This window comes from Pseudomonas sp. P106(2024) (genome assembly GCF_057480815.1).
Map to the genome: position 1 here is coordinate 157,267 of NZ_JBLIYU010000010.1, position 20,347 is coordinate 177,613.

The 20,347-nt window shown below is 63.9% G+C and carries 17 protein-coding genes; 8 read left to right on the forward strand and 9 right to left on the reverse strand.

Annotated elements, in window-relative coordinates; all coding sequences use genetic code 11:
* The first annotated feature begins 519 nt into the window (after nt 1–519).
* Genes tauA through tauD form a run of 4 tightly spaced genes read left to right on the forward strand, consistent with a single transcriptional unit; the run spans nt 520 to nt 4,002 of the window.
* A complete protein-coding gene (gene tauA, locus AC25M7_RS17330; RefSeq protein WP_182322365.1) occupies nt 520–1,491 on the forward strand; it encodes a taurine ABC transporter substrate-binding protein in 972 nt (323 codons plus the stop codon).
* A gap of 13 nt (nt 1,492–1,504) precedes the next feature.
* Nucleotides 1,505–2,284: a taurine ABC transporter ATP-binding subunit gene (gene tauB, locus AC25M7_RS17335; protein ID WP_486971312.1), complete on the forward strand. Its 780-nt coding sequence runs from the start codon at nt 1,505–1,507 to the stop codon at nt 2,282–2,284.
* A complete protein-coding gene (tauC, locus tag AC25M7_RS17340) occupies nt 2,281–3,123 on the forward strand; it encodes a taurine ABC transporter permease TauC (protein WP_069016497.1) in 843 nt (280 codons plus the stop codon). Before tauB ends, tauC begins: the two co-directional genes overlap by 4 nt.
* Before the next feature lie 45 nt (nt 3,124–3,168).
* Nucleotides 3,169–4,002 carry a taurine dioxygenase gene (tauD, locus tag AC25M7_RS17345; RefSeq protein ID WP_028689224.1) on the forward strand — a complete coding sequence of 278 codons (834 nt, stop codon included), beginning with the start codon at nt 3,169–3,171 and terminating at the stop codon, nt 4,000–4,002.
* A gap of 87 nt (nt 4,003–4,089) precedes the next feature.
* Here the strand turns inward: tauD and betT are convergent, their stop codons facing one another.
* Nucleotides 4,090–6,051 carry a choline transporter BetT gene (gene betT, locus AC25M7_RS17350; protein ID WP_162175250.1) on the reverse strand — a complete coding sequence of 654 codons (1,962 nt, stop codon included), beginning with the start codon at nt 6,049–6,051 and terminating at the stop codon, nt 4,090–4,092.
* 255 nt (nt 6,052–6,306) lie between these two features.
* Nucleotides 6,307–7,245 carry a serine O-acetyltransferase EpsC gene (gene epsC / locus AC25M7_RS17355; protein WP_028689226.1) on the reverse strand — a complete coding sequence of 313 codons (939 nt, stop codon included), beginning with the start codon at nt 7,243–7,245 and terminating at the stop codon, nt 6,307–6,309.
* A 283-nt stretch (nt 7,246–7,528) separates the two neighbouring features.
* Between epsC and tcyJ the strand changes: the two genes are divergently transcribed.
* From tcyJ to tcyN, 3 genes are read left to right on the forward strand one after another with little or no spacing between them, the layout of a single operon-like run.
* The gene (gene tcyJ, locus AC25M7_RS17360) at nt 7,529–8,335 is read left to right on the forward strand and encodes a cystine ABC transporter substrate-binding protein (RefSeq protein WP_028689227.1); all 807 of its coding nucleotides are present in this window, start codon (nt 7,529–7,531) and stop codon (nt 8,333–8,335) included.
* Entirely contained in the window at nt 8,332–9,000 is a 669-nt protein-coding gene (gene tcyL, locus AC25M7_RS17365) for a cystine ABC transporter permease (protein WP_028689228.1), read from the forward strand. Before tcyJ ends, tcyL begins: the two co-directional genes overlap by 4 nt.
* 1 nt (nt 9,001) lies before the next feature.
* On the forward strand, nt 9,002–9,763 hold the full coding sequence (gene tcyN / locus AC25M7_RS17370) for an L-cystine ABC transporter ATP-binding protein TcyN (RefSeq protein ID WP_028689229.1): 762 nt from the start codon (nt 9,002–9,004) through the stop codon (nt 9,761–9,763).
* A gap of 16 nt (nt 9,764–9,779) precedes the next feature.
* Here the strand turns inward: tcyN and AC25M7_RS17375 are convergent, their stop codons facing one another.
* The 5 genes from AC25M7_RS17375 to trxA form a co-directional block, all read right to left on the reverse strand.
* Nucleotides 9,780–10,430: a gamma-glutamylcyclotransferase gene (locus AC25M7_RS17375; protein WP_028689230.1), complete on the reverse strand. Its 651-nt coding sequence runs from the start codon at nt 10,428–10,430 to the stop codon at nt 9,780–9,782.
* Between the two features lie 320 nt (nt 10,431–10,750).
* Complete coding sequence (locus AC25M7_RS17380; protein WP_028689231.1) at nt 10,751–11,719, reverse strand: CDP-6-deoxy-delta-3,4-glucoseen reductase; 969 nt, start codon at nt 11,717–11,719, stop codon at nt 10,751–10,753.
* Nucleotides 11,719–13,185 carry a 4-hydroxy-3-polyprenylbenzoate decarboxylase gene (gene ubiD, locus AC25M7_RS17385; protein ID WP_028689232.1) on the reverse strand — a complete coding sequence of 489 codons (1,467 nt, stop codon included), beginning with the start codon at nt 13,183–13,185 and terminating at the stop codon, nt 11,719–11,721. The genes AC25M7_RS17380 and ubiD overlap by 1 nt, the downstream gene beginning before the upstream one ends.
* Nucleotides 13,186–13,389: 204 nt before the next feature.
* Complete coding sequence (rho, locus tag AC25M7_RS17390; RefSeq protein ID WP_011536308.1) at nt 13,390–14,649, reverse strand: transcription termination factor Rho; 1,260 nt, start codon at nt 14,647–14,649, stop codon at nt 13,390–13,392.
* Nucleotides 14,650–14,958: 309 nt separating this feature from the next.
* On the reverse strand, nt 14,959–15,288 hold the full coding sequence (trxA, locus tag AC25M7_RS17395; protein ID WP_186594832.1) for a thioredoxin TrxA: 330 nt from the start codon (nt 15,286–15,288) through the stop codon (nt 14,959–14,961).
* Nucleotides 15,289–15,531: 243 nt separating this feature from the next.
* Between trxA and ppx the strand changes: the two genes are divergently transcribed.
* Entirely contained in the window at nt 15,532–17,034 is a 1,503-nt protein-coding gene (gene ppx, locus AC25M7_RS17400; protein ID WP_028689234.1) for an exopolyphosphatase, read from the forward strand.
* A gap of 37 nt (nt 17,035–17,071) precedes the next feature.
* Here the strand turns inward: ppx and ppk1 are convergent, their stop codons facing one another.
* Both ppk1 and hemB read right to left on the reverse strand, forming a co-directional pair.
* On the reverse strand, nt 17,072–19,312 hold the full coding sequence (gene ppk1 / locus AC25M7_RS17405) for a polyphosphate kinase 1 (protein WP_486971313.1): 2,241 nt from the start codon (nt 19,310–19,312) through the stop codon (nt 17,072–17,074).
* A gap of 19 nt (nt 19,313–19,331) precedes the next feature.
* Nucleotides 19,332–20,342: a porphobilinogen synthase gene (hemB, locus tag AC25M7_RS17410; protein ID WP_028689236.1), complete on the reverse strand. Its 1,011-nt coding sequence runs from the start codon at nt 20,340–20,342 to the stop codon at nt 19,332–19,334.
* Between the last annotated feature and the right edge of the window lie 5 nt (nt 20,343–20,347).

Sequence of the window (20,347 nt, forward strand, 5' to 3'; positions counted from 1 at the left end):
AATTTTTGTGCGTCTCAAGCGGCGGGATCTGCTGCCCCACTCGCCCGGATTGGCGATTTAGCACCAATGCGTGACCGCCAAGTCAATCGCTAACGGTCGATCTGCGACTTTGGTCTAACCCGCTGACCTGCGCTACAGGATAATGACAATCCTATAAATCCAAAATGACCGTTTTATGAATCTGTAAGATTTTTACGGAATAACATCGGAACCATTCCTACGAAACGTTGTATCGACGCCGTCAATCATACCTTTAGGTTATGTGCAAACGTTTGCCGAGCTGTCGACCAGCAGTCCCCCCGCAGAAATCGATAAAGACTAGCTGTCTTCAGCGATTGCGCCAGCTTCGCACCGTCCTGTCGAAACGAACCAAGCCAGGGATCACGACGAGCCTGCATCCCGCGCAGGTTCAGAGCGTTTGGCTTTTAAGCTAATTCTAAAAAGTTATTTATTTACTATTTCTTAGATCATCTAGTCTTCTCGCCATCCATCCCAGAATGCCTGACGAGAGGTTCAATCATGATCCCGCACGCTCCGCTGCGCCTGTTCGCCGCCCTGACCCTCGCCAGTGCCAGCTGGCTGGCCCAGGCCGCCGACCTGACCGTCGCCTACCAGACCACCGTCGACCCGGCCAAGGTGGCCCAGGTCGATGGCACCTATGAAAAGGACAGCAAGGCCAGCATCGACTGGCGCAAGTTCGACAATGGCGCCGACGTGATCACCGCCGTCGCCTCGGGCGACGTGCAGATCGGCTACCTCGGCTCCAGCCCGCTGGCCGCCGCCGCCACCCGCAAGCTGCCGGTCGAGACCTTCCTGATCGCCACCCAGATCGGTGCCGGCGAGGCCCTGGTCGCCCGCGACAGCATCAAGACCCCGCAGGACCTGGTGGGCAAGAAGGTCGCCGTGCCGTTCGTTTCCACCGGCCACTACAGCCTGCTGGCCGCACTGAAGAGCTGGAACATCGACCCATCGAAAGTACAGATCCTCAACCTCGCCCCGCCAGCGATCATCGCCGCCTGGAAACGCGGCGACATCGATGCCACCTACGTCTGGGACCCGGCTCTGGGCGTGGCCAAGGAGAACGGTAAGGTGCTGATCACCTCGGGCGAGCTGGCCGAGAAAGGCGCGCCGACCTTCGATGCCTGGATCGTGCGCAAGGACTTCGCCGCCAAGCACCCGGAAATCGTCAAGTCGTTCGCCAAGGTCACCCTTGACGCCTACGCCGACTACCGCAAGGACCCGAAAGCCTGGCTGGCCGACCAGGACAACGTCGCCAAGCTGGTCAAGCTGTCCGGCGCCAAGCCGGCCGATATCCCGGTACTGCTGCAGGGTAACGTCTACCCGCTGGCTGCCGACCAGGCCAGCGCACTGGGCGCGCCGACCACCCAGGCGCTGACCGACACCGCCACCTTCCTCAAGCAACAAGGCAAGGTCGACGCCGTGCTGCCCGACTACTCGCCCTACGTCAGTGCCCAATACCTGCCCAACTGATCCGGAGCCCGTCATGGCCTTGCTCGAACTGGAGCGCATCAGCGCACAGTACCCCGGCGCCGCTACCCCGGTGCTGGCCGACATCAACCTGAGTCTGGGCCCGCGCCAGCTGCTGGTGGCCCTCGGGCCGTCCGGCAGCGGCAAGACCTCGTTGCTCAACCTGATCGCCGGCTTCGTCGCCCCCAGCGGCGGGCGCATCAGCCTCGACGGCGCGCCGGTGCAAGGTCCGGGCGCCGATCGTGGGGTGGTGTTCCAGGATGATGCCCTGCTGCCCTGGCAGGACGTGCTCGGCAACGTCGCCTTCGGCCTCGAGCTGGCCGGCGTGTCCCGTGCCCAGCGTGAAGCCAAGGCCCGCGAGATGCTGGCGCTGGTCGACCTGGCCGGCTTCGGCGAGCGGCGTATCTGGCAGTTGTCCGGCGGGCAGAAGCAGCGCGTGGGTCTGGCCCGGGCGCTGGCCGCCGACCCACGGGTGCTGTTGATGGACGAGCCGTTCGGTGCCCTCGATGCCTTTACCCGCGAACAGATGCAGGAGCTGCTGCTGCAAGTCTGGCAGCGCACCGCCAAGCCGGTGTTCCTGATCACCCACGACATCGAGGAAGCGGTGTTCCTCGCCACCGAACTGGTGCTGCTGGCGCCCAATCCGGGGCGCGTGGTCGAACGTCTGCAGCTGGACTTCGGCCAGCGCTACGCCGCTGGCGAGTCGGCCAGGGCGATCAAGTCCGATCCCCGTTTCATCGAAGCCCGCGAGCACGTGCTGGCGCGGGTATTCTCGCAACGTCAGGAGTCCGCATGAGCAGCATCGAATTGCCGGCCACCACCACCAAGCAGGCACAACGCACACCTCCTGTGGTGAAGCCCCGCAAGCCCTTGTCGACCCGCTGGATCAGCACCCTCACCCTGGCCACCCTGTTGCTGGCGTGGTGGCTGGTGACCGCGGCCGGCTGGATCGAACCGCTGTTCCTGCCCTCGCCCGCCGACATCCTGGCCAAGGGCTGGACACTGCTCACCCAGGGCTACATGGACGCCAGCCTGTGGCAGCACCTGGGCGCAAGCCTGGGCCGTATCGGCCTGGCGCTGGTGGCGGCGACCCTGACCGCCATCCCCGTCGGCCTGGCCATCGGCTACAACCGCGTGGCCCGCGGCATCCTCGACCCACTGATCGAGTTCTACCGGCCGATCCCGCCACTGGCCTACCTGCCGCTGATCGTCATCTGGTGCGGCATTGGCGAGCTGTCGAAGGTGCTGCTGATCTACCTGGCGATCTTCGCCCCGATCGCCATCGCCACCGCCACCGGCGTGCGCACCGTCGACCCGGCCAAGCTGCGCGCCGCGCAGTCGCTGGGGGCCACCCGGGCGCAACTGATCCGCCATGTGATCCTGCCCAGCGCCCTGCCCGACATCCTCACCGGCATTCGCATCGGCCTCGGCGTGGGCTGGTCGACCCTGGTCGCCGCCGAGCTGATAGCCGCCACCAGCGGCCTGGGCTTCATGGTGCAGTCAGCGGCGCAGTTCCTGGTCACCGACGTGGTGGTGCTGGGGATCCTGCTGATCGCCCTGATCGCCTTCGCCCTGGAGATGGGCCTGCGCGCCCTGCAGCGCAAGCTGGTGCCCTGGCATGGCCAGAGCCATTGACCAAATGACCACGCCGGCAACCCGGCACCTGGAACGAGAAAAGACATGAGCCTGACCGTTACCCCCTTGAGCCCAGCCCTTGGCGCGCAGATCAGCGGCGTGGACATCAGCCACGACATCACCCTCGAACAGCGTGACGCCATCGAGCAGGCGCTGCTCGAACACCAGGTGCTGTTCTTCCGCGACCAGCCGCTCACCCCCGAACAGCAGGCCCGTTTCGCCGCCCGCTTCGGCGACCTGCACATCCACCCGATCTACCCCAATGTGCCGCAGACGCCGCAGGTGTTGATCCTCGACACCGCGGTCACCGATGTGCGCGACAACGCCGTCTGGCACACCGACGTGACCTTCCTGCCGACCCCGGCGCTGGGCGCGGTGCTCAGCGCCAAGCAACTGCCGGCCTTTGGCGGCGACACCCTGTGGGCCAGCGGCATCGCCGCGTTCGAGGCGCTGTCGGCGCCGCTGCGCACGATGCTCGACGGCCTGACCGCCACCCACGATTTCACCAAGTCGTTCCCGCTGGAGCGCTTCGGCACCACGCCCGAGGACCTGGCACGCTGGGAGGCGACCCGGCGCAACAACCCGCCGCTGTCGCACCCGGTCGTGCGCACCCATCCGGTCAGCGGGCGCAAGGCATTGTTCGTCAATGAAGGGTTCACCACGCGGATCAACGAGCTGAACGAGCAGGAGAGCGAGGCGCTGCTCAAGCTGCTGTTCGCCCATGCGACGCGGCCGGAGTTCAGCATTCGCTGGCGTTGGCAGGAAAACGACGTGGCGTTCTGGGACAACCGCGTCACGCAGCACTTTGCGGTGGATGACTACCGCCCCAGCCGGCGGGTGATGCATCGGGCGACCATCCTGGGGGATGCGCCTTTCTGAAAGATCCGGGGGAGGCCTTTGGCCTCCTTTTTTCGCTGGCAAGCCAGCTCCCACAGGTTTTGCAACAACCCTGTGGAAGCCAGCGATCTACCTGACCAGATGCAGGTACTGCATATGCCGCTCGTACTGGTCGAGGATGTCGTTGATGATCTGCTCCTTGCTGTAGCCCACCAGGTCGTAGTTCTGGCTGCCTTCGCTCAAGTGCACCTCGGCCCTGTAGTAGCGGCGATTCTTCAACTCCTGCGTCCCCAGCCCACCCAACGCGAACGACGGCGTGAAGTACCCGCGCATCTGTACCTGGTAGATGAACGGCTGCTCCTCGCCATGACCGATCTTCAGGCTGACGTTGTCGTGGCTCGGGTCATCCTGGGTGATCAGCACCAGTCCCTTCTGCTCGAACACCTCGCGCACCTCGGCGATCGCCGGACGCACCACGTCGTCCATGAAGCGATACACCTCGTCCCGCGACGGGAAGTGCACGGCCTGGCTAAGACGCTGGCGCCAGCCGCCACGCCCGCGCCGGGACTGGGCGAAGGGCGCCAACGAGTGCATCTGCGCGATCTGCCGCTGGCTTTCCAGGTAGAAGGCCTTGTGCAGCCCCCACATCATGCACAGCAGGATCAGCGAGAACGGCAGCGAGGTCAGCACCACCGCCGACTTCAGCGAATCGATGCTGCCGGCGAACAGCAGCCCGCTGGTGATCAGCGCGGTCATCGCGCCCCAGAAGATGCGCAGCCAGTTCGGACCGTCCTCATCGGCGCCGCCGCCCTTGGCCGACAGCGTCGACAGCACCACCGTGCCGGAGTCGGCCGAAGTGACGAAGAACACGAAGCTGATGAACACCGTCACGGCGATCACCGTCTTGCTCCACGGGTAGGTTTCCAGCAGCAGGTACAAGCTCATCGACGGGTTGTCGATGGCCGACTGGCCCAGCGCGGTCATGCCGTGGTTGATCACCTGGTCCAGGGCGCTGTTGCCGAAGATCGACATCCACGCCAGGGTGAAGCCCAGCGGGATCAGCAGCACGCCGAAGACAAACTCGCGGATGGTGCGTCCGCGCGAAATGCGCGCGATGAACAGGCCCACGAACGGCGCCCAGGCAATCCACCAGGCCCAGTAGAACACCGTCCAGCCGCCCAGCCAGTCGCGTTGCTCGCCGTAGGCGTAAACATCGAAGCTCTTGCGCGGCAAGGCGCCCAGGTAGTCGCCCAGGTTCTGGATCAAGGTGTTGAACAAGTGCTGGGTGGGCCCTGCGAACAGCACGAACAGCAGCAGCGCGCAGGCCAGGAACAGATTGATGTCACTCATCACCCGCACGCCCTTCTCCACCCCGGCGACCGCCACGGCCACCGCCGCGCCCATCATCAGGGTGATGAGGATCACCTGCACCCACTGGCTGTGGCTGATACCGAACAGGTAGTCGAGGCCGGCGTTCAGGTGCAACACGCCGAAGCCCATGTCGGCGCCCAGGCCGAACACCGTGGCGATGATGCCGAAGCCGTCCACCGCATAGCCGATCGGACCGTTGATGCGCTTGCCGATCAGCGGGTACAGCGCCGAACGCAGGGCCAGCGGCAGGTTGTGCCGGTAGGCGAAGTAGGCCAGCGCCATGCCGACGAAAGCGAACACGCCCCAGCCGTGCAGGCCCCAGTGCAGGAACAGGATCTGCATCGCCTGACGCCCGGCCTCGGCCGTGCCGGCCTCGCCCTGCGGCGGCTGGAGCATGTGGGTCAGCGGCTCGGAAACGCAGAAGAAGAACAGGGTGATGCTGATACCGGCAGCGAACAGCATCCCGGCCCAGGACAGGTAGCTGAACTCGGGTTCGTCGTGGTCGGCACCGAGCTTGATCTTGCCATAGCCGGACAAGGCGGTGACCACCACGAAGACCAGATACAAGGTCATGGCCAGCATGTAGTACCAGCCGACGGTGTTGGCCGCCCAGTTCTGCGCCGCCAGCAGCCAGTCGCCGGCCGCCTTGGGCTGGGCGATGACGATCAGGCCGAAGACAAGGATGAAGCTTGCCGCGAAGTAGAACACGGGGGGGTTCATGCGGATCTTGCCGTGGGCAAGGTCGGGGGTCGGTGCACTCATTGAACGGGCACCTCGTCGAAGGACGTGAGGTTCGGATTGAACGGGTTCAGCAAAGGCGATTCCTCCTTTTGAACACCGGCAATGGACCAGCGTTTTTCGTTGAACAAGCGTTCAAGTTAAACATGGATCGGATTTCAATGCGACCCGATGCCGCTTCAGGAACGGTCGAAGCAGGAGCGGACTTGCCCGCTCCCACGCAACTTAACCCTTGAGCTAGAGGGCTTTCTTGTCCTCGCAATCCAACTGCAGGTTAGCCTGGGTAATGTTGCTGTCAGCCGGCACGCTGCGGGTCAGCCACACGTTGCCGCCGATGGTCGAGCCCTTGCCGATAGTGATCCTTCCGAGAATGGTCGCACCCGCGTAGATCACCACATCGTCCTCGACGATGGGGTGGCGTGCCAGGCCCTTGTGCAGGGTGCCCGACTCGTCGCTGGGGAAACGCTTGGCGCCCAGGGTCACGGCCTGGTAGATCCGTACCCGCTCACCGATGATCGCGGTCTCGCCGATCACCACGCCGGTGCCGTGGTCGATGAAGAAGCTCGGGCCGATCTGCGCGCCGGGGTGGATGTCGATACCCGTGGCCGAGTGCGCCAGCTCCGAGCTGATCCGCGCCAGCAGCGGCAGGCCGGCCCGGTACAGGTGGTGGGCCAAGCGGTGGTGGATGATCGCCAGGATGCCTGGGTAGCACAGCAGCACCTCGTCGACGCTGCGCGCCGCCGGGTCGCCGTGGTAGGCGGCGAGCACGTCGGTGTCCAGCAGCACGCGCAGGGCCGGCAGGGCCGCGGCGAAGTCCTGGATCAGGCGCAGGGCGTGACCATCGACATCGACCACATCGGTCTTGCCATGGCGCGCCGCGTAGCGCAACTCCAGGCGGGCCTGGGCCAGCAGCGCGGTGAGCGCGGCGTCCAGCGTGTGGCCGACATAGAAGTCTTCGCTTTCTTCACGCAGGTCCACCGGGCCAAGGCGCATGGGGAACAGCGCACCACACAGCTGCTCGAGAATCTGGCGTAGCGCCTCGCGCGACGGCAGCTCGCGCCCGCCCTGCTCGCCGCTGCTGCGGCCATTGTTGCTGCGCCACTGCTCACGGGCGCTGCGCAGGCCACTGACGATGGTCTGCAGTTGCCAGTGCCCGGTTGATGGTTGTTCGCTCACGGGTGTTTCTCCTGCCAGGCGGCGTTGTCGATATGCCCACGTCCCCTGGAACGGCCCTTTCGCGGCACAAGGCCGCTCCTACAGGGAGGGTGTAGGCCACGATACGTCAAATCTGCCTCTTGGAAAAAACAACGCTTTATTCCATCCTGAGCTAAGTCGGGCATAAGCGACTGCAAAATGCAGAAACGGGAATAACAACCTGATTTTTTATTATTTCCCGACCTATGAAGCCCACCTCTATAGTCGCCACCTCACTACTTCCACAACAAGCGCGGGGCCTGCCATGACCAAATTCGCCAAACCCCTTCTCAACGCCAGCCTGGCGCTCCTGCTGGGCGCCGGCCTGCTCGGCCAAGCCTTTGCCGGTGAGCAGTTGAAGACCATCCAGGAGAAGGGCGTGATCAACGTCGGCCTGGAAGGCACCTACCCACCGTTCAGTTTCCAGGACGAGAACGGCAAGCTAACCGGCTTCGAAGTCGAACTGTCCGAGCTGCTGGCCAAGGAGCTGGGGGTCAAGGCCAAGGTCCAGCCGACCAAGTGGGACGGCATCCTCGCCGCCCTGGAGTCCAAGCGCCTGGACGTGGTGATCAACCAGGTGACCATCTCCGAAGAGCGCAAGAAAAAGTACGACTTCTCCGAGCCCTACACCGTTTCCGGCATCCAGGCCCTGGTGCTCAAGGGCAGCGATAACGAGAAGAACATCAAGACCGCCGCCGACCTCGCTGGCAAGAAGGTCGGTGTCGGCCTGGGCACCAACTACGAGCAGTGGGTGAAACAGGACGTGCCGACAGCCGATGTCCGTACCTATGAAGACGACCCGACCAAGTTCGCCGACCTGCGCAATGGCCGCATCGACGCCATCCTGATCGACCGCCTGGCCGCGCTGGAGTACGTGCAGAAAACCGCCAAGGACAAGAAACCCACCGCACTGGCCGGCGAGAAATTCTCCAAGCTGGAATCGGGCGTGGCCCTGCGCAAGGGCGAGCCTGAACTGCTCGAGGCGCTGAACAAGGCCATCGACAAGCTCAAGGCCGACGGCACGCTGGCCAAGCTGTCCGAGAAATACTTCGGTGCCGATGTCACCAAATGATCGCTGAAAGCCTGCAACTCGTTGTCGATTCCGCGCCCTTCCTGCTAAAGGGCGCGGGCTATACCGTGCTGCTCAGTGTCGGCGGCATGTTCTTCGGCCTGGTGCTGGGCTTCGCCCTGGCACTGATGCGCCTGTCGAAGATCCTGCCGCTGGACTGGCTCGCCCGTATCTATGTGTCGTTCTTCCGCGGCACGCCGCTGCTGGTGCAGTTGTTCGTGATCTACTTCGGCCTGCCGCAGATCGGCATCGAGCTCGACCCGATCCCGGCGTCGCTGATCGGCCTGTCGCTGAACATGGCGGCGTACGTCTGCGAAATCCTCCGGGCGGCGATCTCTTCGATCGACCGTGGCCAGTGGGAAGCGGCGGCCAGCATCGGCATGACCCGCACCCAGGCCATGCGCCGGGCGATCCTGCCGCAAGCCTTGCGCACCGCGCTGCCGCCACTGGGCAACAGCTTCATCTCGCTGGTCAAGGACACTGCCCTGGCGGCGACCATCCAGGTGCCCGAGCTGTTCCGCCAGGCGCAGCTGATCACCGCCCGGACCTTCGAGGTCTTCACCATGTACCTGGCTGTCGCGGTGGTCTACTGGATCCTCTGCAGCATCCTGGCGCACTTCCAGAACCGCATGGAAGCGCGGGTCAACCAGCACGACCAGGAGCACTGAGATGATCGTAGTAGAAGGCCTGAGCAAGCAGTTCAAGGGCCAGACCGTGCTCAACGGCATCGACCTGACCGTGCAACCCGGCGAGGTGGTCGCCATTATCGGTCCCAGCGGCTCGGGCAAGACCACTTTCCTGCGTTGCCTGAACCTGCTGGAAACCCCCGATGCCGGGCGTATCCAGATCGGCGACATCAGCATCGACGCCAATCGCCCGCTGGGCGGCCAGCAGGGTGCGATCCGCCGCCTGCGCCAGCAGGCCGGATTCGTGTTCCAGAACTTCAACCTGTTTCCCCACCGCACCGCCCTGGAGAACGTCATCGAAGGGCCGGTGATCGTCAAGAAGACGCCCCGCGACAAGGCCATCGAGCTGGCCAGGCGCCTGCTGGCCAAGGTTGGCCTGGCGGGCAAGGAAGACGCCTACCCGCGCCGCCTGTCCGGCGGCCAGCAACAGCGGGTTGCCATCGCCCGCGCCCTGGCCATGGAGCCCGAAGTGATCCTGTTCGACGAGCCCACCTCGGCACTCGACCCGGAGCTGGTGGGCGAGGTGCTGGAGACCATCCGCGGCCTGGCCGAGGAAAAGCGCACCATGATCATCGTCACCCACGAAATGAGCTTTGCCCGCGATGTCGCCAACCGGGTAATCTTCTTCGACAAGGGCGTGATCGTCGAGCAGGGCGAGGCCAAGGCACTGTTCGCCAATCCCAAGGAAGAGCGCACCCGCCAGTTCCTGCGCAAGTTCCTCGGCACCGCCGCCGGCCAGGAATGAGCCCGATGCGCGGGGCTCACACCTCGCGCAGGTTGTGGCAACGCCTGAAGCGGGCTTCCAGGTTGCGATCGGGCATCTGGTGGCTGCGCAGGGCGTTGAGGGTCTGCTCCACGTAATCGCGCGTCGTGCCGTAACGTCCCTTGGCGCTGGCAAGTATCTGGCTGAGCAGGGTGTCCGGCAGGTTGCCCGCGTAGCACGGGAGGTGTCGTTCCAGCACGAAGCCCAGGGCCTGGACCTTGCTGCCATCGCCCAGGCGGCAGCTGAGCCAGTGCGGGCGATAGGCCGGGAACGGCATTTCCCGTTGCCACAGGGCCATCAGCGAATCATCGAGGTTGCTTTCATCCAGGCGGTAGGCGAAACCGCTGCAGGAACCGCCACGGTCCAGACCGAATACCAGGCCCGGGCACTCCGGGGTGCCTCGGTGCTCGTGGGACCACAGGTACAAGCCACGATGGTAGCCATGTACCCGCGCCCGCTGGCGCTCGACCGAATTGCATTCAGGGCGCCAGATCAGCGAACCATAGGCGAACAGCCAGACCGGGCCGCCGTCGTGCTGAGACATGGTTTCCTGCATCGAGCGCTGCAGTTGTTCGCGGGTTAACTGTTGTCCGAAGTCGAGCGACGGCGGATAAGCTACTTGCCAGGATGAACTTTCAAGTGTCGACATAAGATGCCGCCATTAATTCCGGTGAACCACCAAAGTGCGGGTGCCGCGGTACCTGAGGAATGCTATCGCGGGCTACAAGCCCCCAAGATCGCGTGGGCGCGGGCTTGCCCTGCAATTTTCCATGCGCCTAACGTAAGGCAAATTGCACTTTGCACTCAACCCCGAAAACAGGATTTCATTTAACCATCCGCTGAACGGAAACTAATAGTCCGAGTATAGCGAAACTTATTACCCGCGCCGGTAACAATCCCCGCCATATAATCAAATGGAAAACACTTGGTTATTAAATCCGGCACGCCCTTGCAGCGTGCCGTTTGGTTTCACCCACGCGGCGCGTAGGCGAACACGTCGGCGCGCATGCGGTGGGCATCCATGCCGGCCTCGACCAACGCATCGAGGGTGGCATAGACCATGTTTGGCGAGCCGCTGGCATAGACATGCACCTGGTTCAGGTCGCCGATGTCCTCGCACACCGCCTCGTGCAGCAGGCCACAGCGCCCTTCCCAGCCGCACAGGTCGCTGACTACCTTGTGCAGGAACAGGTTGGGCAGGCGCTGCCACTCGTCCCAGTGCTCGATCTCGTAGAAGTCTTCAGGCCGACGCACGCCCCAGTACAGGTGCACCGGATGCTTGAAGCCCTGGGCGCGGCAATGCTCGACCAGGCTGTGCATCTGGCCCATGCCGGTACCGGCGGCGATCAGCACCAGCGGACCATCGGGCAACTCCGCCAGGTGCGCGTCGCCGAACGGCAGCTCGATCCGCGCCAGGCCAGTGCGCTGCAACTGCTCGATCAACTGCACGGCACTGCTTTCCCGGGCCAGCACGTGCAGCTCCAGCTCACGGCCACCGTGGGGCGCCGAGGCGAGGGAGAATGCCGCCTTGTCCATGCCCTCGCGCTCGATCATCAAGTACTGCCCCGCGTGATAGCGCGGCGGCTTGCCGGCAGGCGCGCGCAGGCGCACGCGCCAGACGTCGCCACCGACCTCGACGCATTCGCTCACGGTACAGGCCAGCTTGCGCACTGGCAGCTCGCCCAGGGCCAGCACACCATCCCACAGCAACACGCAGTCCTCCAGCGGCTCGGCGATGCAAGTGAACAGTTCACCGTGATCGCGGACTTGGCCTTCCTGGCGAACACGGCCTTCCACCAGCAGCGCGGCACACACATGGCAATTGCCGTTGCGGCAGCTGCTTGGGCAGTCGTAGCCCAGGCGCCGCGCGGCATCCAGAATCCTTTCACCCGGTTCGACCGCCAGCACCGCCCCGGAAGGCTGCAAGGTTACCTGCATCAATCTATTCCCAACTGGTCCCACAGCTCATCGATACGGCGGGTGACGGCCTCGTCCTTGACGATGACCCGGCCCCATTCGCGTGTAGTCTCGCCCGGCCATTTGTGCGTGGCGTCCAGGCCCATCTTCGACCCCAGGCCCGACACCGGCGACGCGAAGTCGAGGTAGTCGATCGGGGTGTTGTCGATCATCACCGTATCACGCTTGGGGTCCATGCGCGTGGTGATGGCCCAGATCACATCGTTCCAGTCGCGGGCGTTGATATCGTCGTCGGTGACGATAACGAACTTGGTGTACATGAACTGTCGCAGGAACGACCACACACCCAGCATGACGCGCTTGGCGTGGCCTGGATACTGCTTCTTCATGGTCACCACCGCCATGCGGTACGAGCAGCCTTCCGGCGGCAGGTAGAAGTCGGTGATCTCGGGGAACTGCTTCTGCAGGATCGGCACGAACACTTCATTCAGCGCCACGCCTAGAATCGCCGGCTCATCCGGCGGCCGGCCTGTGTAGGTGCTGTGGTAGATCGGTTTCTGCCGGTGGGTGATGCGCTCGACGGTGAACACCGGGAAGCTGTCCACTTCGTTGTAGTAGCCGGTATGGTCGCCGTACGGGCCCTCCGGGGCCATCTCACCGGGGTGGATCACGCCTTCGAGGATGATCTCGGCGGTGGCCGGCACCTGCAGGTCGTTGCCACGACACTTGACCAGCTCGGTACGGTTGCCGCGTAACAGGCCGGCGAAGGCGTATTCGGAAAGGGTATCCGGAACCGGCGTCACGGCGCCGAGGATGGTCGCCGGGTCCGCGCCCAGGGCCACGGCCACCGGGAACGGCTGGCCGGGATGCTTCTGGCACCATTCGCGGTAGTCCAGCGCGCCGCCGCGGTGGCTCAGCCAGCGCATGATCACCTTGTTGCGGCCGATCACCTGCTGGCGGTAGATCCCGAGGTTCTGGCGGTCCTTGTTCGGCCCGCGGGTGACGGTCAGGCCCCAGGTGATCAACGGCGCCACGTCGCCCGGCCAGCAGTGCTGGATCGGCAACCGGCCCAGGTCGACGTCGTCGCCTTCGACCACGATTTCCTGGCATACCGCGTCCTTGACCACCTTCGGCGCCATGGACACGACCTTCTTGAAGATCGGCAGTTTCGACCAGGCGTCCTTCAGGCCCTTTGGTGGCTCGGGTTCCTTGAGGAACGCCAGCAGCTTGCCGATCTCGCGCAGTTCCTCGGTCGATTCGGCGCCCATGCCCATGGCCACCCGCTCGGGGGTGCCGAACAGGTTGCCCAGCACCGGGATGTCGAAGCCGGTGGGCTTTTCGAACAGCAACGCCGGGCCCTTGGCGCGCAGGGTGCGGTCGCAGACTTCGGTCATTTCCAGTACAGGGGAGATGGGAACCTGGATGCGCTTGAGTTCACCGCGCTGTTCCAGACCACGGATGAAGTCGCGCAGATCGCGATACTGCATGCAAGGGCCTCGTATGGGCATGTCGGTCGGGGTGCAGAGTGTAGCGCCGTTCACGCCTTGTTTGGGGGCAAAAATGAACTGGGGCCGCTTCGCGCCCCATCGCGACACAAGGCCGCTCCTACAGGCGAATGAGTAATCCTGTAGGAGCGGCCTTGTGTCGCGATGGGCTGCGGAGCAGCCCCAATCAGTTCCAGCCTGAAACGCTTACTTGCGCTTCATCGACAGGAAGAACTCATCGTTGGTCTTGGTCTGCTTGAGCTTGTCGACCAGGAACTCGATGGCGGCGATCTCGTCCATCGGGTGCAGCAACTTGCGCAGGATCCACATGCGCTGCAGTTCGTCGTCGGCGGTCAGCAGCTCTTCGCGACGGGTACCGGACTTGTTGATGTTGATGGCCGGGAACACACGCTTCTCGGCAATACGACGGTCCAGGGGCAGCTCCATGTTGCCGGTACCCTTGAACTCTTCGTAGATCACTTCGTCCATCTTCGAGCCGGTCTCGACCAGCGCGGTGGCGATGATGGTCAGCGAACCACCTTCCTCGATGTTACGCGCGGCACCGAAGAAACGCTTCGGCTTCTCCAGGGCGTGGGCGTCGACACCACCGGTCAGCACCTTGCCGGAGCTCGGGATCACGGTGTTGTAGGCACGGGCCAGACGGGTGATCGAATCGAGCAGGATGACCACGTCCTTCTTGTGCTCGACCAGGCGCTTGGCCTTCTCGATGACCATTTCGGCGACCTGCACGTGGCGGGTCGGCGGCTCGTCGAAGGTCGAGGCAACCACTTCGCCGCGCACGGTGCGCTGCATCTCGGTGACTTCTTCCGGGCGCTCGTCGATCAGCAGGACGATCAGGTGGCACTCGGGGTTGTTACGGGTGATGTTGGCCGCGATGTTCTGCAGCATGATGGTCTTGCCCGCTTTCGGCGGGGCGACGATCAGGCCGCGCTGGCCTTTGCCGATCGGGGCGCACAGGTCGATGACGCGACCGGTGAGGTCTTCGGTGGAACCGTTGCCGGCTTCCATCTTCAGGCGCTTGTTGGGGAACAGCGGCGTCAGGTTTTCGAAGAGAATCTTGTTCTTCGCGTTCTCCGGACGGTCGAAGTTGATGGTATCGACCTTCAGCAGCGCGAAGTAACGCTCGCCTTCCTTCGGTGGACGGATCTTGCCGACGATGGTGTCGCCGGTGCGCAGGTTGAAGCGACGGATCTGGCTGGGCGAAACGTAGATGTCGTCAGGGCCGGCCAGGTAAGAGGCATCCGCCGAACGCAGGAAACCGAAACCATCCTGGAGAATCTCCAGCACGCCGTCACCCGAGATCTCTTCGCCGCTTTTCGCATGCTTTTTCAGCAGGGCGAAAATCACGTCCTGTTTGCGCGAACGGGCCATGTTTTCGATGCCCATCTGTTCGGCCATTTCCAAAAGATCGGTAATCGGCTTTTGCTTGAGTTCTGTCAGGTTCATAAGGGGAGTGACGTAATCATGTAAGGAAGGGAGAAATTAAGCGTTGGCTTAATGAGGCCGCGCCGCTAGATGGCGACAGGATCGCGTACTGATTCGAATTAGGGATGCTTCGGCGACGGCGTGCAGAGGGCACTGGAGAAGCAGTGCGAGGCCGAATGTAACACTTGCTTTTTTCGACGTCTAGTGGTTTTGGCCACCGATTTCCGGGGCTATCCGCCTGGATGGGCGCAATAGCGAGGCTCGCCGGCCCTCACGGAAAATGCCTACAGCAGATAAAGAAAAGCCCCGTATTTGCGGGGCTTCATCACATCACAGGCTGGCGTCGAGGAACGCCTTGAGCTGCGATTTGGACAGCGCGCCGACCTTGGTCGCCTCGACGTTGCCGTTCTTGAACAGCATCAGCGTCGGGATGCCACGCACGCCGTGCTTGGCCGGGGTCTCGGCGTTTTCGTCGATGTTCAGCTTGGCGATGGTCACCTTGCCCTTGTATTCAGTGGCGATGTCGTCCAGTACCGGAGCGATCATCTTGCATGGGCCGCACCATTCAGCCCAGTAGTCGACCAGCACCGCGCCTTCAGCCTTGAGTACGTCGGCTTCGAAGCTGGCGTCGGTGACATGTTTGATAAGATCGCTGCTCATGGATATCTCCAGGTCGTAAGCACAAAAAACGTTGCCCATCATAGCCGCACCCAGGCGCGACAGGAAGCCACGGACGATTGAGTCTAACTATAGTTGTGCAAGACGCCACGAATCGAAACTGTCATGTCACGGTCATAACATTGCTATGACATTGCCATGCATCAAGCCTTGCCGTGCCGCTCGTTGGCGTATGCCCGCGATCATGGCACGATTGCCGGGTTAACGACCGAGAACCTCCAGACCATGCCGCAAACCACCGCGAAGAACCTGTCTCTGATTGCCGCCATCGACCTGGGCTCCAACAGCTTCCACATGGTCGTGGCCAAGGCCCATCACACGGAAATCCGCATCCTCGAAAGGCTTGGAGAAAAGGTTCAGCTCGCCGCCGGCATCGACGATGAGCGCAAGCTCAGCGAAGAAGCCATGCAACGCGGCCTGGAATGCCTCAAGCGCTTCGCCCAGCTGATCAACGGCATGCCCCAGGGCTCGGTGCGCATCGTCGGCACCAACGCCCTGCGCGAAGCGCGCAACCGCAACGAATTCATCCTGCGCGCCGAAGCCATCCTCGGCCACCCGGTCGAGGTCATCTCCGGCCGCGAAGAAGCGCGCCTGATCTACCTGGGCGTGTCCCACACCCTGGCCGATACCCCCGGCAAGCGCCTGGTCGCCGACATCGGCGGCGGCAGCACCGAGTTCATCATCGGCCAGCGTTTCGAGCCGCTGCTACGCGAAAGCCTGCAGATGGGCTGTGTGAGCTTCACCCAGCGCTACTTCCGCGACGGCAAGATCACCCCGGCGCGCTACGCCCAGGCCTACACCGCCGCGCGCCTGGAGCTGATGAGCATCGAGAACGCCCTGCACCGCCTGACGTGGGACGAGGCCATCGGCTCGTCCGGGACCATCCGCGCCATCGCCGCGGCGATCAAGGCCATCGGCCAGGGCAGCGGCGAGGTCAACGCCGAGGGGCTGGCGGCGGTCAAACGCAAGTTGTTCAAGCTCGGCGAGACCGACAAGATCGACTTCGAAGGGGTCAAGCCCGATCGGCGGACCATCTTCCCGGCGGGCCTGGCCATCCTCGAGGCGATCTTCGACGCCCTCGAGCTGCAGCGCATGGACCACTGCGACGGCGCCTTGCGCGAAGGCGTGCTGTTCGATCTGCTGGGCCGCCATCACCACGAGGACGTGCGTGAACGCACCCTGAACTCGCTGATGGAGCGCTACCACGTCGACCAGGGCCAGGCCGCGCGCGTGGAGCGCAAGGCGCTGCACGCCTTCGACCAAGTGGCCGCAGCATGGGACCTGGAGGAGGGCAACTGGCGCGATCTGCTGGGATGGGCGGCGAAAATCCATGAAATCGGGCTGGATATTGCCCACTATCACTACCACAAGCACGGTGCCTACCTGATCGAGCACTCGGACCTGTCGGGCTTTTCTCGCGAAGACCAGCAGATGATGGCCCTGCTGGTACGTGGCCACCGTCGCAACATTCCCAAGGACAAGTTTGCCGAGTTCGGCGACGAAGGCGTCAAGCTGATCCGCCTGTGCGTACTGCTGCGCTTCGCCATTCTGTTCCACCATATCCGCGGCACCCAGCAGATGCCCAAAGTGGAGCTGCAAGCCGGCGACAACAGCCTGGAGGTGGTCTTCCCGGGCGGCTGGCTGGAGCAGAACCAGCTGACCCAGGCCGATTTCGCCAACGAGGCGGAGTGGCTGGCGCGGGTCAATTTCGTGCTTAGCGTGCGCTGAAAGTCCATGGGGCCGCAAAGCGGCCCTAGCAATCCAACTAGCGTACGTTGAGCACCGGATTGCTCAGCCGCTCCAGCAGCGTCGACTGGGCACTGCGCGGGTTCTGGTTGCCGGTCGGCGTGCTGCGCACGTAGCGCCCGTCCGACTGCAGGGTCCAGGCCTGGGTGTTGTCGGTCAGGTACCCCTCCAGCTCCTTCTTCACCCGCAGCAGCAGCTTCTTGCCCTCCACCGGGAAGCAGGTCTCGACGCGCTTGTCGAGGTTGCGCTCCATCCAGTCGGCACTGGACAGGTAGATCTGCTCCTCGCCGCCATTGAGGAAGTAGAACACCCGGGTGTGCTCGAGGAAGCGGCCGATGATCGAGCGCACATGGATGTTATGCGATACCCCCGGAATACCCGGACGCAGGCAGCACATGCCGCGCACCACCAGGTCGATGCGCACGCCCGACTGACTGGCCTTGTACAGCGCCTTGATGATCTTCGCGTCGGTCAACGAGTTGAACTTGGCGATGATGTGCGCCGGCTTGCCTTCCAGGGCGAACTGGGTCTCCCGGGCGATCATGTCGAGCATGCCCTTCTTCAGGGTGAAGGGCGCGTGCAACAGCTTCTTCATGCGCAGGGTCTTGCCCATGCCGATCAGCTGGCTGAACAGCTTGCCGACGTCCTCGGTGAGGGCGTCGTCAGAGGTCAGCAGGCTGTAGTCGGTGTACAGGCGGGCGTTGCCGGCGTGGTAGTTGCCGGTGCCCAGGTGCGCGTAACGAACGATCTCGCCTTGCTCGCGGCGCAGGATCAGCATCATCTTGGCGTGGGTCTTGAAACCGACCACGCCGTAGATCACCACCGCGCCGGCGGCCTGCAGGCGGCTGGCCATCTGCAGGTTGGACTCTTCGTCGAAGCGCGCGCGCAGTTCGATCACCGCGGTGACTTCCTTGCCGTTACGCGCCGCGTCCACCAAGGCGTCGACGATTTCCGAGTTGGCGCCCGAGCGGTACAGGGTCTGGCGCACGGCGAGTACGTGCGGGTCCTTGGCGGCCTGGCGCAGCAGGTCGATCACCGGGGTGAACGACTCGAACGGGTGCATCAGCAGCACGTCCTGCTTGCCGATCACGCTGAAGATGTTGTCGGCGTTCTGCAGCAGCTTGGGGATCGCCGGGGTGAACGGCGTGTACTGCAGCTCCGGGTGGCTGTCGAGGCCAGTGATGCTGAAGAGGCGGGTCAGGTTGACCGGACCGTTGACCTGGTACAGCTCGCTCTCGCTCAGGCTGAACTGCTTGAGCAGGTAGTCGGAAAGGTGTTTCGGGCAGGTGTCGGCCACCTCGAGGCGCACGGCATCGCCGTAGCGGCGCGAGAACAGTTCGCCGCGCAGGGCGCGGGCCAGGTCGTCGACCTCTTCCGAATCCAGCGCCAGGTCGGCGTTACGGGTCAGGCGGAACTGGTAGCAGCCCTTGACCTTCATGCCCTGGAACAGGTCATCGGCGTGGGCGTGAATCATCGACGACAGGAACACATAGTTGTCGCCCGGGCCACCGACCTCTTCCGGCACACGGATGACCCGCGGCAGCAGGCGCGGCGCCGGAATGATCGCCAGGCCCGAGTCGCGACCGAAGGCATCGACCCCCTCGAGCTCGACGATGAAGTTCAGGCTCTTGTTCACCAGCAGCGGGAACGGGTGGGTCGGGTCGAGGCCGATCGGGGTGATGATCGGTGCGATCTCGTCGCGGAAGTAACGGCGCACCCAGGTCTTGAGCTTGGGCGTCCAGTAGCGGCGGCGGATGAAGCGGATGGCGTGCTTCTCCAGCTCCGGCAGCAGCACGTCGTTGAGGATCGCGTACTGGCGATCCACCTCCAGGTGCACCAGCTCGCTGATGCGCGCCAGCGCCTGGTGCGGCTGCAGGCCGTCGGCGCCGGCCTGTTCGCGGGCGAAGTTGATCTGCTTCTTCAGGCCCGCCACGCGGATCTCGAAGAACTCGTCGAGGTTGCTGGAGAAGATCAGCAGGAACTTCAGGCGCTCAAGCAGCGGGTACGATTCGTCCAGCGCCTGCTCCAGCACGCGGATGTTGAACTGCAGTTGCGAGAGCTCGCGATGAATGTACAGGCTGCTGTCGTCCAGGCTCGGCACGGCGATCGCAGGGGCCGGCGCAGGCGCGGGTGCCGGGGCGGCTTCGACAACCGCTTCCGGCTCCGCTACCGCTGGCAAATCGGGCGGGGTCTGCACCATCTCTTCGGGCACGGCCTGGGCATCCTTGATCTCGACAGGGGTTAGCACTTCGTTATTCATCTGACGTTCCTGGAGGGCGTTACTGCCCTCTCATCAATTGAGCGGCACGCACGGCGAAATAGGTCAGGATGCCATCAGCGCCTGCCCGTTTGAAAGCGGTGAGGGATTCGAGGATCACGGCCTCGCTCAGCCAGCCGTTCTGGATGGCGGCCATGTGCATGGCGTACTCGCCGCTGACCTGGTAGGCAAAGGTCGGCACCTTGAACTCGGCTTTCACTCGGTGAACGATATCCAGGTACGGCATGCCCGGCTTGACCATGACCATGTCGGCGCCTTCGGCGAGGTCGGTGGCCACTTCGTGCAGGGCTTCGTCGCTGTTGGCCGGGTCCATCTGGTAGGAAGCCTTGTTGGCCTTGCCCAGGTTCAGCGCCGAGCCGACCGCGTCGCGGAACGGGCCGTAGTAGGCGCTGGCGTACTTGGCCGAGTAGGCCATGATGCGCACGTTGACGTAGCCGGCTTCTTCCAGGGCCTGGCGGATCGCGCCGAGACGACCGTCCATCATGTCCGACGGGGCCACCACCTGGGCGCCGGCCTCGGCGTGAGACAGCGCCTGGCGGACCAGGGCCTCGACGGTGATGTCGTTCTGCACGTAACCCTCTTCATCGAGGATGCCGTCCTGACCGTGGGTGGTGAACGGGTCCAGGGCCACGTCGGTGATCACCCCCAGCTCCGGGAAGCGGGCACGCAGGGCGCGGGTGGCGCGCTGGGCGATGCCGTCCGGGTTCCAGGCTTCGGCGCCGTCGAGGGACTTTTTCTCGGTCGGGGTCACCGGGAACAGCGCCAGCGCCGGAATACCCAGCTCCACCCAGCCCTGTGCAGCTTCCAGCAGCAGGTCGATCGACAGGCGCTCGACGCCCGGCATGGACGGTACTTCTTCCCGACGGCCCTCGCCGTCCAGCACGAATACCGGAAGAATCAGGTCATCGACGGTCAGGGTGTTTTCGCGAACCAGGCGACGGGAGAACGCGTCCCGGCGGTTGCGACGCAGGCGGGTAGCAGGAAACAGACGGTTGGCGGGGGTAAAGCTCACGGCAG